The organism is Cycloclasticus pugetii PS-1 (assembly GCF_000384415.1).
Taxonomy (GTDB): domain Bacteria; phylum Pseudomonadota; class Gammaproteobacteria; order Methylococcales; family Cycloclasticaceae; genus Cycloclasticus; species Cycloclasticus pugetii.
On record NZ_ARVU01000001.1, the window covers coordinates 1,610,664 to 1,624,074 of the forward strand.

General features: G+C 41.4%; 13 protein-coding genes. 8 read left to right on the forward strand and 5 right to left on the reverse strand.

The window, feature by feature from the left end; all coding sequences use genetic code 11:
- Window positions 1-2 precede the first annotated feature (2 nt).
- Genes mobB through galE form a run of 3 tightly spaced genes read left to right on the forward strand, consistent with a single transcriptional unit; the run spans window position 3 to window position 2,757 of the window.
- On the forward strand, window positions 3-545 hold the full coding sequence (mobB, locus tag CYCPU_RS0107795; protein ID WP_051088454.1) for a molybdopterin-guanine dinucleotide biosynthesis protein B: 543 nt from the start codon (window positions 3-5) through the stop codon (window positions 543-545).
- Window positions 542-1,768: a molybdopterin molybdotransferase MoeA gene (gene moeA, locus CYCPU_RS0107800; RefSeq protein WP_020162430.1), complete on the forward strand. Its 1,227-nt coding sequence runs from the start codon at window positions 542-544 to the stop codon at window positions 1,766-1,768. Before mobB ends, moeA begins: the two co-directional genes overlap by 4 nt.
- A complete protein-coding gene (gene galE, locus CYCPU_RS0107805; RefSeq protein WP_015006306.1) occupies window positions 1,765-2,757 on the forward strand; it encodes a UDP-glucose 4-epimerase GalE in 993 nt (330 codons plus the stop codon). Before moeA ends, galE begins: the two co-directional genes overlap by 4 nt.
- A 39-nt stretch (window positions 2,758-2,796) precedes the next feature.
- Here the strand turns inward: galE and CYCPU_RS0107810 are convergent, their stop codons facing one another.
- Window positions 2,797-3,972: an aminotransferase class I/II-fold pyridoxal phosphate-dependent enzyme gene (locus CYCPU_RS0107810; protein WP_020162431.1), complete on the reverse strand. Its 1,176-nt coding sequence runs from the start codon at window positions 3,970-3,972 to the stop codon at window positions 2,797-2,799.
- A gap of 157 nt (window positions 3,973-4,129) precedes the next feature.
- Between CYCPU_RS0107810 and dksA the strand changes: the two genes are divergently transcribed.
- The 4 genes from dksA (at window position 4,130) to phaC (ending at window position 7,371) form a co-directional block, all read left to right on the forward strand.
- A complete protein-coding gene (gene dksA / locus CYCPU_RS0107815; protein WP_015006308.1) occupies window positions 4,130-4,570 on the forward strand; it encodes an RNA polymerase-binding protein DksA in 441 nt (146 codons plus the stop codon).
- Between the two features lie 23 nt (window positions 4,571-4,593).
- Window positions 4,594-5,496, forward strand: a complete 903-nt coding sequence (gluQRS, locus tag CYCPU_RS0107820) for a tRNA glutamyl-Q(34) synthetase GluQRS (protein WP_016390035.1) — start codon at window positions 4,594-4,596, stop codon at window positions 5,494-5,496.
- Between the two features lie 71 nt (window positions 5,497-5,567).
- The gene (locus CYCPU_RS0107825; RefSeq protein WP_015006310.1) at window positions 5,568-6,305 is read left to right on the forward strand and encodes a poly(R)-hydroxyalkanoic acid synthase subunit PhaE; all 738 of its coding nucleotides are present in this window, start codon (window positions 5,568-5,570) and stop codon (window positions 6,303-6,305) included.
- Window positions 6,306-6,324: 19 nt separating this feature from the next.
- A complete protein-coding gene (gene phaC / locus CYCPU_RS0107830; protein ID WP_015006311.1) occupies window positions 6,325-7,371 on the forward strand; it encodes a class III poly(R)-hydroxyalkanoic acid synthase subunit PhaC in 1,047 nt (348 codons plus the stop codon).
- Here the strand turns inward: phaC and CYCPU_RS0107835 are convergent.
- The 3 genes from CYCPU_RS0107835 to phbB all read right to left on the reverse strand — a co-directional run bounded on the left by CYCPU_RS0107835 (window position 7,368) and on the right by phbB (window position 9,239).
- Window positions 7,368-7,640, reverse strand: coding sequence for a DUF6489 family protein (locus tag CYCPU_RS0107835; RefSeq protein WP_015006312.1), 273 nt, complete (start codon window positions 7,638-7,640; stop codon window positions 7,368-7,370). The two genes, phaC and CYCPU_RS0107835, sit on opposite strands and share 4 nt — an antisense overlap.
- A 63-nt stretch (window positions 7,641-7,703) precedes the next feature.
- Complete coding sequence (locus tag CYCPU_RS0107840) at window positions 7,704-8,363, reverse strand: phasin family protein (RefSeq protein WP_015006313.1); 660 nt, start codon at window positions 8,361-8,363, stop codon at window positions 7,704-7,706.
- Between the two features lie 129 nt (window positions 8,364-8,492).
- Window positions 8,493-9,239: an acetoacetyl-CoA reductase gene (gene phbB / locus CYCPU_RS0107845; protein ID WP_015006314.1), complete on the reverse strand. Its 747-nt coding sequence runs from the start codon at window positions 9,237-9,239 to the stop codon at window positions 8,493-8,495.
- A 242-nt stretch (window positions 9,240-9,481) separates the two neighbouring features.
- Between phbB and yaaA the strand changes: the two genes are divergently transcribed.
- A complete protein-coding gene (yaaA, locus tag CYCPU_RS0107850; protein WP_016390034.1) occupies window positions 9,482-10,258 on the forward strand; it encodes a peroxide stress protein YaaA in 777 nt (258 codons plus the stop codon).
- Window positions 10,259-10,501: 243 nt separating this feature from the next.
- Here yaaA and rapA read toward each other — a convergent pair whose 3' ends face one another.
- Window positions 10,502-13,348, reverse strand: a complete 2,847-nt coding sequence (gene rapA, locus CYCPU_RS0107855) for an RNA polymerase-associated protein RapA (RefSeq protein ID WP_020162433.1) — start codon at window positions 13,346-13,348, stop codon at window positions 10,502-10,504.
- Between the last annotated feature and the right edge of the window lie 63 nt (window positions 13,349-13,411).

Genomic DNA, 13,411 nt, shown 5'->3' on the forward strand with positions numbered 1-13,411 from the left:
ACATGAAGAACTCGCACACAGCGGATAACTCGTCACCACCCGCGCCTATTTTAGGTTTTGTAGCCAATAGCGGCACTGGGAAAACAACGCTTATCAGCCAACTCATTCCTATATTGAATGAACGCGGGCTGAAAACTGGCTTAATTAAACACAGCCACCATGATTTTGAATTCGATCAACCAGGCAAGGACAGCTATCGCCTAAGAAAAGCTGGGGCCTCACCTGTTGTGTTGGTTTCTAGTCATCGTCGCGCGGTGATTACCGAGTTAGACGGAAACGAGCCCACTCTGGCAGAACAACTAGATTGCTTTCCTCCAGGCTCTGTTGACTTGGTGATAGTTGAGGGCTTTAAACACACGTTTTATCCAAAAATTGAACTGCATCGAGCTGAATTAAACGCCCCTTTTCTATACACTAATGACCCTTCAATTATCGCTATAGCCAGCAACACAAACTTATCGACAGAGCTTCCACACTTTGACATAAACAAGCCTGAACAAATCGCTAACTTTATCATCGACCAATTTTTAAAGGCCACAGAATGACTGACTGTTGTAGCACCCCTGGGGTATTAACACTGGAGCAAGCATTAACTCAAATTTTACAAACGCTTCAGCAAACTGATCGTTATGAGCGTGTATCGCTAAAGGACTCGCTTAATAGAATCACCTATGAAGATATAAAGTCTGCTGTAGATGTTCCTAGTTTTAGGAACTCATCCATGGATGGTTATGCCATTCGAACCGCTGACCAACAAGGTCAACCACTAAAAGTGATTGGTGTTTCTTGGGCCGGCAAACCTTTCACCAAAAAAGTGGCTAAAGGGGAATGTATCCGAATTTTTACCGGCGCCTATGTTCCAGATGATTGTGATTGCGTTGTCATGCAGGAAAATGTTCATCGAACCGACGAACAGATTCAAATAACACAGCAACCAAAACACGGTGAAAACATCAGAAACATTGGAGATGACACAAAAAAGAATCAAGCAATACTCAATAAAGGCAAGCTCTTAAAGCCTGCCGACATAGGGCTACTTGCAGCTTGTGGCATTGCAGACATTAGCGTTTTCAAACAACTCACCGTGGGGTTCTTCTCAACCGGTGATGAACTCATTTCTATTGGACAACAAGCTCAACTTGGGCAAATTTTTGATAGCAACCGCTACACCTTGCAAGCCTTACTTGAACAAGCGGGTGTTACACCCATAGACTTAGGTGTCATTCCAGACAACCGCCTTGCTGTTGAAGAAGCGTTGGTATCCGCTTCTAAAAACTGTGACCTGATCATTACCACTGGTGGCGTTTCGGTTGGTGAGGCCGACTTTATTGCTGAAGTTCTGGCTAAAATTGGTACCGTTAATTTATGGAAAATTGCCATTAAACCAGGCAAACCGCTAGTTTTTGGTACTATCGGCGAGGCTGCTTTTTTTGGCTTGCCGGGCAACCCTGTCTCAGTCATGGTGACCTTTCAGCAAATTGTGCTGCCTGCATTACATAAAATCATGGGGCGAGCGCCACAAACAAGTGTTAATTTACAGGTCAAAACAACTGAAATCATCAAAAAACAGCCTGGGCGTACCGAATTTCAACGTGGGTTTGTTGAAAACAAAGACGGCGAGCTATTGGTTCATTCAACCGGCGGACAAGGCTCACACATGCTAAGCTCTATGTCTAAAGCTAACTGCTTAATTGTCTTAGAGCAATCAGCTAGCGACATTGAGAAAGGCCAATATGTAACCATTCAATTATTGGAAAACACCCTATGACAGCAAAATCCATTTTAGTGACCGGCGGCGCAGGCTATATAGGTAGCCATGTTGTTAAGTTGCTTGGCGAACGAGGCGAAAACATCATCATATTAGATGATTTATCAACTGGTTTTGAACACTCAATTTTGTACGGTAAATTCATTCAAGGTAACACCGGCGACAAAAAACTTGTAGACCGCATCCTACAACAACACAATATTGATTCTGTCCTACATTTTGCAGCTCACACCATCGTCCCTGAGTCTGTTGAAAACCCACTGAAGTATTATGAAAATAATACCTGTTGCACGCGTAACCTGTTGGAGTGCTGCTCTAAAGCGGGCATAAAAAATATAATCTTCAGCTCTACTGCTGCTGTATACGGCGAACTTGAAACCGGTTTTGCTTCAGAAGAAACCCCTACCGCACCGATTAACCCGTATGGCAGTTCTAAACTGATGAGTGAGCAGATGATTCGCGACTTATCTAAAGCCACAGAACTCAATCACGTTATCTTGCGCTATTTTAACGTTGCCGGTTCGGACCCCGATGGAAAAATTGGTCAATCAACAAAAAATGCGACTTTACTCATTAAAGTCGCCGCTGAAGTTGCTGTTGGCAAACGTGAAAAATTATTTGTCTTTGGCACTGATTACCCAACACCCGATGGCACCGGTATTCGTGATTACATCCATGTGTCTGACTTAGCTGAAGCACATATTAACGCTCTGGATTATTTAAGAAATAATGGCGAATCAACAACCCTTAATTGTGGTTACGGCCATGGTTTTAGCGTTAAAGAAGTCATTAACGCTATTAATGAAGAACATGGCGTACCCATCTGTGTCGAAGAAATGCCCCGTCGTGCCGGCGACCCACCAGAACTCATCTCTGTGGCTGAAAAAATCCGTCAAACCATTGGTTGGCAACCTCAGTACGATGATTTAAACCTGATCGTTAAAACATCCTTAGCCTGGGAAAAGAAACTAATTACACACGGTAGCTAATAGGTTCAAGCGAGCCAACCCTGCACTATGCAGTTAATCTTAGCTACCACGTTCTGCTAAGAAGGTTTTAATTCGCTTTAAGCCCTCTTCAATACGTTCAATTGATGTCGTGTATGCAAACCGAAGATACCTCGCAGGTTCGCTAGAACCAAAGTCTTTCCCTGGCGTTGTTGCTACACCTGCTTTTTCCAATAACTCCAAAGCAAACGCATAACTATCATCCGTAAATAATCGGCAGTCCGCATAAATATAAAACGCACCTTGTGGCTTAGCCATCATTACAAACCCCAATGACTCCAAACCCTCGTAAAGCCTATCTCTACGCTGCTCGAACTCATCTCTACGTTGATTCAAAATCACTCGTGTATCCTCATCAAAGGCAGCTAAAGCGGCATATTGCGAAGGCGTTGGTGCAGAGATATATAAGTTTTGCATAAGCCGATTTGCAGCTGATATAGCGTATTCAGGCACCACCAACCAACCCAAGCGCCAGCCTGTCATTCCAAAAAACTTTGAAAAGCTATTTAAAACAAACACATCATCTGATATTTCTAATGCTGAAATGGCTCGTTGCCCATACACAAGCCCATGATATATCTCATCTGAAATTAAAAACCCTTCTCGCTCTCTTATTGTTTGAACAATATTTTGTAACTGATCAAAATTAACCGTTGCTCCAGTTGGGTTTGAGGGTGAGGCCATCATTACACCACGTGTTGCCTTCGACCATGCTTGTGCAATTAACTGCCCTGTTAGTTGAAAACCATGTTCCTCACCAACATTGATAGAGGTTGGCTGCCCCCCAAATAAAGTAACTATATTATTATTACAGGGATACCCCGGGTCGCAGGTCAGCACCTCATCACCTGCATCTATCAATGATGCTAAGGCAACCGTTAAGGCCCCTGATGCACCTGGCGTTATAAAAATACGTTCAGGCGATAGGTCAACGTTATACTCATCACGATAATACCTTGCTATTTTTTTTCGTAAGGCAGGTAAGCCTTGCGCTTTAGTATAGTGAACATCTCCTTTTTCCAAAAAACCTTGAGCAGCCTTTAAGATCGGTTCAGGGGTTGGAAAGTCTGGTTCCCCTACTTCCATATGAACAACATTTTCCCCTTGCTCTTCAAGCGCTTTAGCTTTCTCCATAATATCCATCACATAAAACGGAAAAACCTGTTCAACGCGCTTAGAAACTTTCCCAACATTCATCAAAAAACCTTTGTAGAAACCTGAAATAAAGTCTATATTTTAGAGCAATACAACTGAACGTACGAGCATTCAAATCGACGAAAAACATTGCTTATTTCCGCAATATCTGATATTTATGCGCGCTTGATTTTTTTAACCATTGGTAACAAATAAAATAATGGCTACAAACAAAGATAAAAATTTAGATGCAAGTCACCTAGAGTTTAAACCTTACAAAGCAAAGAAAGGTGAGGAACACATGAGTCCTGCTCAGGTTGAACACTTCAGATCTATTCTAATGCAGTGGAAAGAAGGCCTAATGGATGATGTGGACCGTACCGTTCATCACATGCAAGATGAAGCTTCAAACTTTCCAGATCCAACAGATAGAGCCAGCCAAGAAGCTGACTTTAGCCTTGAGTTAAGAACACGCGATCGTGAACGTAAACTGGTCAAAAAAATTGATGAATCCATTAGCATGTTGAACGCTGGTGACTATGGGTTTTGTGAAACATGTGGCATAGAAATCGCTATTAAGCGTTTAGAAGCACGCCCAACTGCCACACAATGTATTGACTGTAAATCTCTTGATGAGATAAGAGAAAAACAAAAGATTTGATGCCTTTGCCTTAAGCCTATCTTTTGGTTGCTTTGGACCCAGCTTATAGGGGGCGATTTGCCCCCTCTCCAACCGGCCCTTTACATTACGGCTCTTTATACACGGCTATTGCTAGCTTTTTACAAGCACGATCTAAAGGCGGCAAATGGCTTGTAAGAATAGATGACTTAGACTCCGCTCGCTGTCAGCAACAGTATTCCAGCAAAATACTTAAAACGCTCGAGCAATTCGGCCTTACATGGGATGAGCCTGTTTTCTACCAGCACACTCGCCATCATGACTATCAACAGGCGTTAGAACAACTCCTTGAACGTCAATTACTTTATCCCTGTCAATGCTCTCGCAAAGATTTAGCCAACAGAGGACTTCACGCAGGTCTTTATGACGGCCATTGTCTAAGCCATCCGCTAAAAGCCAATCAACCTTCTGCATTACGTATCCGATTAGCAAATAAAAAAATATCCTTTATCGATGCCGTGCAAGGTCCCTCCCACCATAAACTACAAACACAGCATGATGATTTTGTAATGTTTCGTAAAGACCGTGTTTATTCTTATCACCTTGCTGTTGTTATAGATGATAATACACAAGGCATTACTGAAGTATTACGAGGGCATGACCTTCTAGACAGCACCTACCAACAAATTCATTTACAACAATTATTGAACATACAAACACCTCATTATGCCCATATCCCTGTTATTACAGACACTAGCGGCATTAAATTGAGCAAACAAACTTATGCGAGCGACATCTCATTATCACCTGTTAAACCCACACTTTTAAGAACATTTGTTCATTTAAGCTTAAACCCACCCCAAGAACTGTTAGAATCAAGCACAGCAGACATTCTAAATTGGGGTATTAAGCATTGGTCACTTAAACAGATTATTGCGCAACAATCACTCCCCTTACAAAGCAACTAAACATCAAAGCCAGCATTACGTTTTAGTTTTATTTCAATATAATCATAGCTAGTTCATTAGAAACAACACAAATGACCACAGATACTAAAAGCCCTTATACTCAGTTTTTTACATTAATGAACAGTAAGCTGCCAGATGAGTACAAGGCCGTTTTGCAAAAGTTTCAAGAACATGGCGACTTTTATCAGCAGCTAATTAACAACGTAAATAATAACGAGACTGATTTATCAAAATTTTGGGACTTACCCAGCACTCTCGGATTTAACACAGCATCAAACCCACAAACTAAATGGCTCCAAAGCTTTTTTAGCCTCAATAACTTTCAATCAAGCACTGATACCCAGCTGATACAGCAATTTACCCAAGCAATCTGCGAACTTCCATTACAGGCCCAAGAAAATCTCTCTAGTATTCAAGCAGCGCTGTCTAAATTAAATCAGCTTTATGCCAAGTTAAGCCAATCAGCAATGAAGCACTTTCAAGCTTTGAAAGATGAGTCTCCAGACGCATCGAATGAACAGCTATGTATTTTTTGGTTAACTGCTGGAGAAAAGGCGTTTAGTGAGATCAGTCAAACAGATGACTATATAAATGCGCAAAAAAAATTGTTTGAATCATTAAATAACTTAAAAAATACACAACATGCTTTTTCTGAACAAGCAGCTGAGCTATTCGGCCTTCCAACACAACAATCATTAGAAGATTTACAAAATGGCCTGCATAAACTTAGAATGGAGTTTGCAGAATATAAAGCACAAACCGACGAAGTCATTAACGAACTTAGACAAACCATTTATCAATTAAAATAACGCCTGTTGAGCCGAGCAGATGCCGAATAAAACCAAAGATCACGAAAATATCTGGCAAGATGAGTTTGTGCTTCTTATGGAGAAGCTAGCTGACAAGGATAAACAACCCCCACCTGAAGTCGGCAGTAGCCTCAAAGAACTTATTTATAGTGAAAATAAGCTGCAACTTTTTCACTATAACCCTCTTGATGTTGCGCAGAAAAAACTCCCTATCCTAATAACCTACGCTCTGGTTAATCGCCCTTATATTATGGATCTTGAGCCTAAAAGATCCCTTATATTACGTTTATTAGAGAAAGGTTACCCGGTTTACCTCATCGACTGGGGATACCCCGATAGTAGTGATCGTTTTACAGACCTAAATGACTATATTAATGGTTATTTACACCGTTGCGTTCAGCAAGTAAAACACCACTCTAAAGAAGAAAAAATAGACCTCTTAGGTGTTTGCCAAGGCGGCGTCTTCTCCTTATGTTATACCGCGCTTCACCCAACTGAAATTCGCAAGCTCGTAACCCTAGTGACGCCCATAGATTTTCATACTAAAAACAACCCCTTAACAAGTTGGACCAGTCACTTAAATACACAAGCATTAGCATCTCATACAGGCAATGTGCCTGCTGAGCTTATAAGCCAACTTTTTAAAGCCATAAAACCTTTTCAATTAAACCGAGAAAAGTACCGTCGACTCAAGCATATTATTAACAACGCTGAAAGCTTAAACACGTTCCTACGCATGGAAAGGTGGTTACATGACGGACCAGATTTAAACAGAGCGGCTGCCGATGAGTTTTTAATTAATTTTTATCAACAGAACAAATTACATGAAAACACATTAACCATTGCTGGCCATGCTGTTTTACTGAACAAAATCACGTCTCCGGTGCTAAACCTTTACGCAACACAAGATCACCTTGTCCCACCCGAAGCAACACGCGCACTAAAGCAACATATAAAGCCGGAGCTTTATCAAGAACAAGCGCTTGTTGGCGGGCACATTGGTGCATTCACTAGCCCAAGAACTCAACAGACACTGATCCAATCACTGGAACAAGGACTAGCTTAGGATTTGCCTTTGTCTGTCGATGTTGATAGCTCAACCGTTTTCATCATCGCATCCCACATGGTCTTTTGAACACCTTCCATTGCCAACATTTGTTCAGGCATTGGCATATATAGTTTCATGAGTTCAACCATATCACTCGACTCAATACCAACTAGCATTTTATTACGAATTTTCTCTATCGCTTCGCGCTGAATAGCTTGAACATCAGGCAGACCCAAGAACTCTCTCATTTCTTGAGGCGTTGCCTCAATTTCAATCGTTGCTTTCATATACTTCCCCACCTCATACCGCTAAGGTCTACCTAACATTGTAGACCTTAGCGCGAGACATAATTATTTTTTAGCATCACCTTCTGTTACAGGGCGACCTGATGGATTTGGTAGTTGAGTGCTTCTAGCTGTTGCTTTAGGTGCCGTTTGCTTGACAGCGGGTTTTGGTGCGGCTTCCTTAGCTGTAGGCTTCGGTGCGGCTTTCTTAGCCGCCGGTTTGGGGGGAGTTTTTTTAGCGGCAGGTTTCGGTGCTGTTTTCTTAGCCGCGGGTTTGGGGGGAGCTTTTTTAGCAGCAGGTTTCGGTGCTGCTTTCTTAGGCGCAGGCTTGGGGGTCGCCTTCCTAGCGGCAGGTTTTGGTGTTGTTTTCTTAGCCGCGGGCGTCATAACCATTGAAGGCGCCTCTGCTAAGCCTTCTTGGATAAGCTCGCCCATCGCCTTCCTTGTCTCCATTGCAACTTTGACTGACGATTGCGCATTTTTCAATACTTTTTCTGATAGCTCCTTGTACAAACTAGATTGTAAATTCATCAATTCTGTCATTGACTCAACTTTGTTCACCGAGGTAACTTTTTTTATACTTCCTTCAAGACAACTCGACACCAAATCCATTTGTAATTGGGTTAGTTGTTTTACCGATTGGGTATTTAACGTATTAATTTTCTTTAATGATTCATTGGCTTTTTTACTTAATTGAGCCCACTGTTTGATAAGGTCATTTTGCATTTTCACCGCTCCCTGAATTATTTAAAAAATAAAAACCTAGTCCAGTAATATCGATTACTTAACTAGCTGTCAATAAAAAAGGCAACCAAATGGTTGCCTTTTTCTCTCTAAAGAAGTATTTCAGACTCCTTAGAAACTAGTAAACAAGCCACCATTAACAGGAATATTTGCCCCTGTTATATAGCTTGCTTCGCTTGAGGCTAAAAAGTTGACCGCATTGGCAATCTCAACCGGCTCAGCCAAACGTTGCATTGGAATTTGCGAAATTAATTCATTACGAATGCCTTCATCAATCGCCATAACCATGCTAGTCGCTACATAACCTGGGCTTACTGAATTAACAGTAATCCCTTTACGAGCTACTTCTTGTGCTAACGCCATTGTGAAACCGTGCATGCCGGCTTTTGCCGCAGAGTAGTTAGTTTGACCAAATTGGCCACGTTGGCCATTTACTGAAGAAATATTAATAATCCGTCCATGTCCTCTTTTCAACATAAAGTCTAGAACATTTTTAGTCATGTTAAACACGCCATCTAAATTAGTAGATAACACAGCATCCCAATTAGACTCATCCATGTTTTTCAAAAAGCCATCGCGAGTAATGCCTGCACAGTTAACCAACACTTCAATTGGTCCAACTGTCTCTTCAACGTGTTTAATCATCTCAGCACAAGCGTCAAAACTTGTAACGTCTGCTTCTTCAACTAAAAAATCAAACCCTTCTTTCTTTTGAGCAGCTACCCATTCGTCTGCTTTTTCAATTTCTTTGTTAAACGTTGTTGCAATAACAATATAGCCGTTCTGTGATAACTTTTTAGATATCTCAGACCCAATACCGCCAATACCACCTGTTACTAAGGCTACTGAATTACTCATACTCTGGCACTCCAAATAATTAATTAAGAATAAACTTGTTTATTGCATTGCACTATAGTTAAAGTAACTAGCTAAGTCAATTTTTGGCCCGCCAACATACCCTCGCTGCGTGTTTATTATTATTTTGCTCATCACGTTTTATAATAGAGAGCCCTTATAAATAAAGCTTCTTTTCTCACTTAACTGAACCAGTATATTTACCGTACAATACGAACACACATCACTTAAAATGAGTTAAGGCTATGTTATTGATTATTTCTCCTGCGAAAACCTTAGATTTCGACACCCCGCCCGCTACAACAAGCCATTCACAACCGGCGTTTTTAGATGATTCAGCGGAGTTAATTGATCAACTTAAAACCCTGTCACCATCAGACCTGTCTAGTTTGATGAGTATTAGTGATAAATTAGGCGTGCTCAATAGCAACCGGTTTATTGAGTGGCAGCGACCTTTCACCGATAAAAATAGCAAACAGGCATTATTATCATTTAAAGGTGATGTTTACGAAGGCATGGATACAAGCTCATTTTCAGAGGACGATTTAGAGTGGTCTCATAAGCACCTACGTATTCTTTCTGGTTTGTATGGTTTACTTAAACCTTTAGATTTAATCCAGCCCTATCGTTTAGAAATGGGCACAAAATTTAGCAACCAACGAGGTAAAAACCTCTATGAATTTTGGGGTCATAAAATTACCGACAAACTGAATCAAGAACTTACCGAACAGAAAAGCCCTGTTCTTATTAATCTAGCTTCTAACGAATATTTCAAGGCTGTCAAACCAGCTCAGCTGAATGCTCAAGTGATCACCCCGGTTTTCAAAGACTGGAAAAATGATAAATATAAAATTATCAGTTTTTATGCTAAAAAAGCGCGCGGTATGATGAGCGCCTACATTATTAAAAATAGACTGGAAAGCCCCAGCGATATCAAACAGTTTGACACCGCTGGCTACGCATTCTCAGCAGAACAATCTACAGACAAAGAATGGGTGTTTTTAAGAAAAGAGGCTGTTTAATTTTCTATCGCTTTTGCTACTGTCATGCCAAAATCGGTTATTCAAGCCGCTGTTTTAGTGTCTCTGGTTATCTTTAACTATAATCACAAGGCAGCAGACTTGCTCTAAGGTAAAACCCCACTTCGGCTCCAGCTCATTATAGACTGCTCCAAATCAGGCGACTGGTTAACTGGTCAATAAATTATTAACGCTAAAACCTATTAGAGGGTGCCTTATTAGTACGATACCTTTCGCCCTAGCCAGCTAGTCTGTGGTCAAGATAACGCGAATTGCATCTAACTTAAATGAGGCTCTTTTAATGTAGCTACCTAAGTCGTTAATATTGGCTTTTAGTTGAGTAATCTCGCTATCGCGAATATTTGGGTTTACCCGCGCCAATGCAACAAGCCTTTCTAGATTCAACGATTCTTGTTGTTGCATCTCTTCAACACTTTGTTTTACTAACGCTTCTTGGTGAACAACAACCAGTTTCTCAGCTTTTTCAATCAGTGTTTTAATCGCCTCTTGACCATGCTCAATAATATTCAGTGCAATTGACTTTTTAACAAACGTCACCCTAGACTCAATATGCTCTGGCTTTAAAATATCAGTCATATCCAAGCCATTTGAACCGACCACAATTCGCTTTACCGTTTTCGGCAAATAGCGGTGCAATTGTAAGCGTTTAGGTGCGGGACAATGCGTTGTAAAAATAGCTTCGAGAATCACCGTTCCAGCAGGAATAGGCGGTAATGCCATGGTACAAAACGTTGAATTACCAAACTCACTATTGATAATTTGCTCCATCGCGCCGGTCACCATGGGGTGTTCCCAGGTTAAGAATTGAAAATCTTCACGTGACAAGGCAATCTTTCGGTTAAACGTCGCCGTTAAACCGTCTTCAGGCAAACTAGGGAAAGCATCACTTTGCAAATGACCACTTGGCTTAATAACAATGCTGTCTTCGCTATGGTATTGCTGCTCAACACCAAAACTTTCAAAGACTTCTTCCATGTAATGAGACAGTTCTAAGTGGCTTGATGACAAACTAATTTCATCAATAATTTCTTGTGCCTGCTCTTTTCTGCAAGAGTTTAATTCCAACATCAAGTCACGGCCTGCATGCATATCCGCTATGCTCTGTTGCATTAACGTACTGGTTTTTTCAATGATCGCTGCAAATTCATCATCAGACGCATCACCCAGCAAGGCTTCTTTTAAATCCGCTTTAACAATCGCATAAACATGGTGCCCTGTTGAGCAGACATGGCTAAAGGCGTTGAGTCCTTTATCATACCAATTCATCAATCGATGTTGGCCGGTTCCCTCTATACATGGCACATGAAGGTGCACCGTATCGGTTTGACCAATTCGATCTAGGCGACCTATCCTTTGTTCTAACAAGTCTGGATTAAGTGGCAGGTCAAATAATACCAAGTGATGCGTAAACTGAAAATTTCGACCTTCACTTCCAATTTCAGAACAGATAAGAATCTGAGCTCCTTCCTCTGCATCAGAAAAATACGCCGCAGCCCTATCTCTTTCTATTAAGCTCATACCTTCATGAAAAACGGCAGACGCAAAAATTGTGCGCATTTTTAAATATTCATGTAACTCCTGCGCCGTTTGTTGCTGCGCGCAAATCAACAATACCTTTTCATTTTTATGCGTATCCAACCATTCCATCAACCAGGTGATACGTGGATCTAGCGTCAACCAGTCTTCGCCCAATAACATTTCAGGCAATAGCGTTTTGGCCAATGCAAGATCGGTGTCTAGCTCAAACTCATTTTCTACGCTAAGCGCAGGTAATTGATACGCGTGTAATTGCCTAGATGAAAATGCATCTATATTTTCTCGCGTGTTCCTAAACAACACGCGGCCAGTACCGTGCCGATCGAGCAATGCATCAATGAGCGAGTCCACAGATATATCGTCAGATAAAACCGCTTGCTCACCCAGTAGCTGCAACAGCGATTGCTTTAAATTAACATCAGCAAGTACCCCATCAATGGAGTTTGCCGCCATCAACTGTTTAATAAGCTGATTAATCTCCTGGTAACCGGCTTGTTCTTCACGAAAAGCGGCTAAATCGTAATAGCGATCGGGGTCTAATAAGCGCAACCTTGCGAAATGGCTCGTGACCCCTAATTGCTCAGGTGTGGCAGTCAATAACAATAAGCCCGGCACATGATTTGCCAATTCTTCAATACAGCGGTATTCGTTACTAACGTTATTCTCGTTCCAGAATAAATGATGTGCTTCATCAACAATCATCAAGTCCCAATTTGCTGCTACCGCTGAGGCATGATAATTCGCATTTTCAGATAAAAAAGATAATTGGCAAAGTACTAATTGAGCCGTTTCAAACGGGTTTATGTCACCCTCTTCTCTAATCGCATCACAACGTTCACGATCTAGAATTGTAAAAGACAAATTAAAACGACGTAAGAGTTCTACCAACCATTGATGAATAAGTGCATCGGGGACAACAATCAATACTCGCTCAATCGAACCGGTTAATAGTTGCTGATGTAAAATTAAACCCGCTTCAATTGTTTTCCCTAATCCGACCTCGTCGGCCAGTAAAACACGCGCTGCATTTCGCTCCGTTACTTTACTCGCTATATAAAATTGATGGGGTAGTAACTGAACACGTGGGCCCGATAAACCAAACCCTTTAAACTGATCTAGTTTGCGTTGAAAGTCTAATGTTTTAAGGCGCAAATCAAACAGCTTGTTTTTATCTAGCTGCCCAGTAAATAAACGACTTTGAGGTTTATTAAACGCCCCGGTACTATCCAAATCAATTTCGTGTAGCACCACTTGCTCACCCTGCCCATCAATACACAAATAAATCATGCAATGGTTATGCTCTTGGGTTTGCTCAATAGTTACTTCTTGACCACCTTGGTGGCTTACTGTGTCACCCACATTGAAAGTCACCCTACTTAGCGGTGCATTATCCAATGCATACACCCGAGGCTCTTCAACAGCTGGGTAAAACAATGTCACGTGGCGCCCTTCTATGCTCTCAACAACCCCTAGGCCCAATTCAGTTTCAGAATGACTAACCCAACGTTGCCCAGGATAAAAAATATGTTGACTCATCGACTGTTGACCTCACCACGGAATATAAAAGGCGTGGATGATAAAAGTAATCCCCCGTACTCG

What these genes read in the sequence shown, in the direction of transcription:
- mobB (WP_051088454.1), top strand. Translation starts at nt 3, where the DNA reads ATGAAGAACTCGCACACAGCGGATAACTCGTCACCACCCGCGCCTATT.
- moeA (WP_020162430.1), top strand. Translation starts at nt 542, where the DNA reads ATGACTGACTGTTGTAGCACCCCTGGGGTATTAACACTGGAGCAAGCA.
- galE (WP_015006306.1), top strand. Translation starts at nt 1,765, where the DNA reads ATGACAGCAAAATCCATTTTAGTGACCGGCGGCGCAGGCTATATAGGT.
- CYCPU_RS0107810 (WP_020162431.1), bottom strand. Translation starts at nt 3,972, where the DNA reads ATGAATGTTGGGAAAGTTTCTAAGCGCGTTGAACAGGTTTTTCCGTTT.
- dksA (WP_015006308.1), top strand. Translation starts at nt 4,130, where the DNA reads ATGGCTACAAACAAAGATAAAAATTTAGATGCAAGTCACCTAGAGTTT.
- CYCPU_RS0107825 (WP_015006310.1), top strand. Translation starts at nt 5,568, where the DNA reads ATGACCACAGATACTAAAAGCCCTTATACTCAGTTTTTTACATTAATG.
- phaC (WP_015006311.1), top strand. Translation starts at nt 6,325, where the DNA reads ATGCCGAATAAAACCAAAGATCACGAAAATATCTGGCAAGATGAGTTT.
- CYCPU_RS0107835 (WP_015006312.1), bottom strand. Translation starts at nt 7,640, where the DNA reads ATGAAAGCAACGATTGAAATTGAGGCAACGCCTCAAGAAATGAGAGAG.
- CYCPU_RS0107840 (WP_015006313.1), bottom strand. Translation starts at nt 8,363, where the DNA reads ATGCAAAATGACCTTATCAAACAGTGGGCTCAATTAAGTAAAAAAGCC.
- phbB (WP_015006314.1), bottom strand. Translation starts at nt 9,239, where the DNA reads ATGAGTAATTCAGTAGCCTTAGTAACAGGTGGTATTGGCGGTATTGGG.
- yaaA (WP_016390034.1), top strand. Translation starts at nt 9,482, where the DNA reads ATGTTATTGATTATTTCTCCTGCGAAAACCTTAGATTTCGACACCCCG.
- rapA (WP_020162433.1), bottom strand. Translation starts at nt 13,348, where the DNA reads ATGAGTCAACATATTTTTTATCCTGGGCAACGTTGGGTTAGTCATTCT.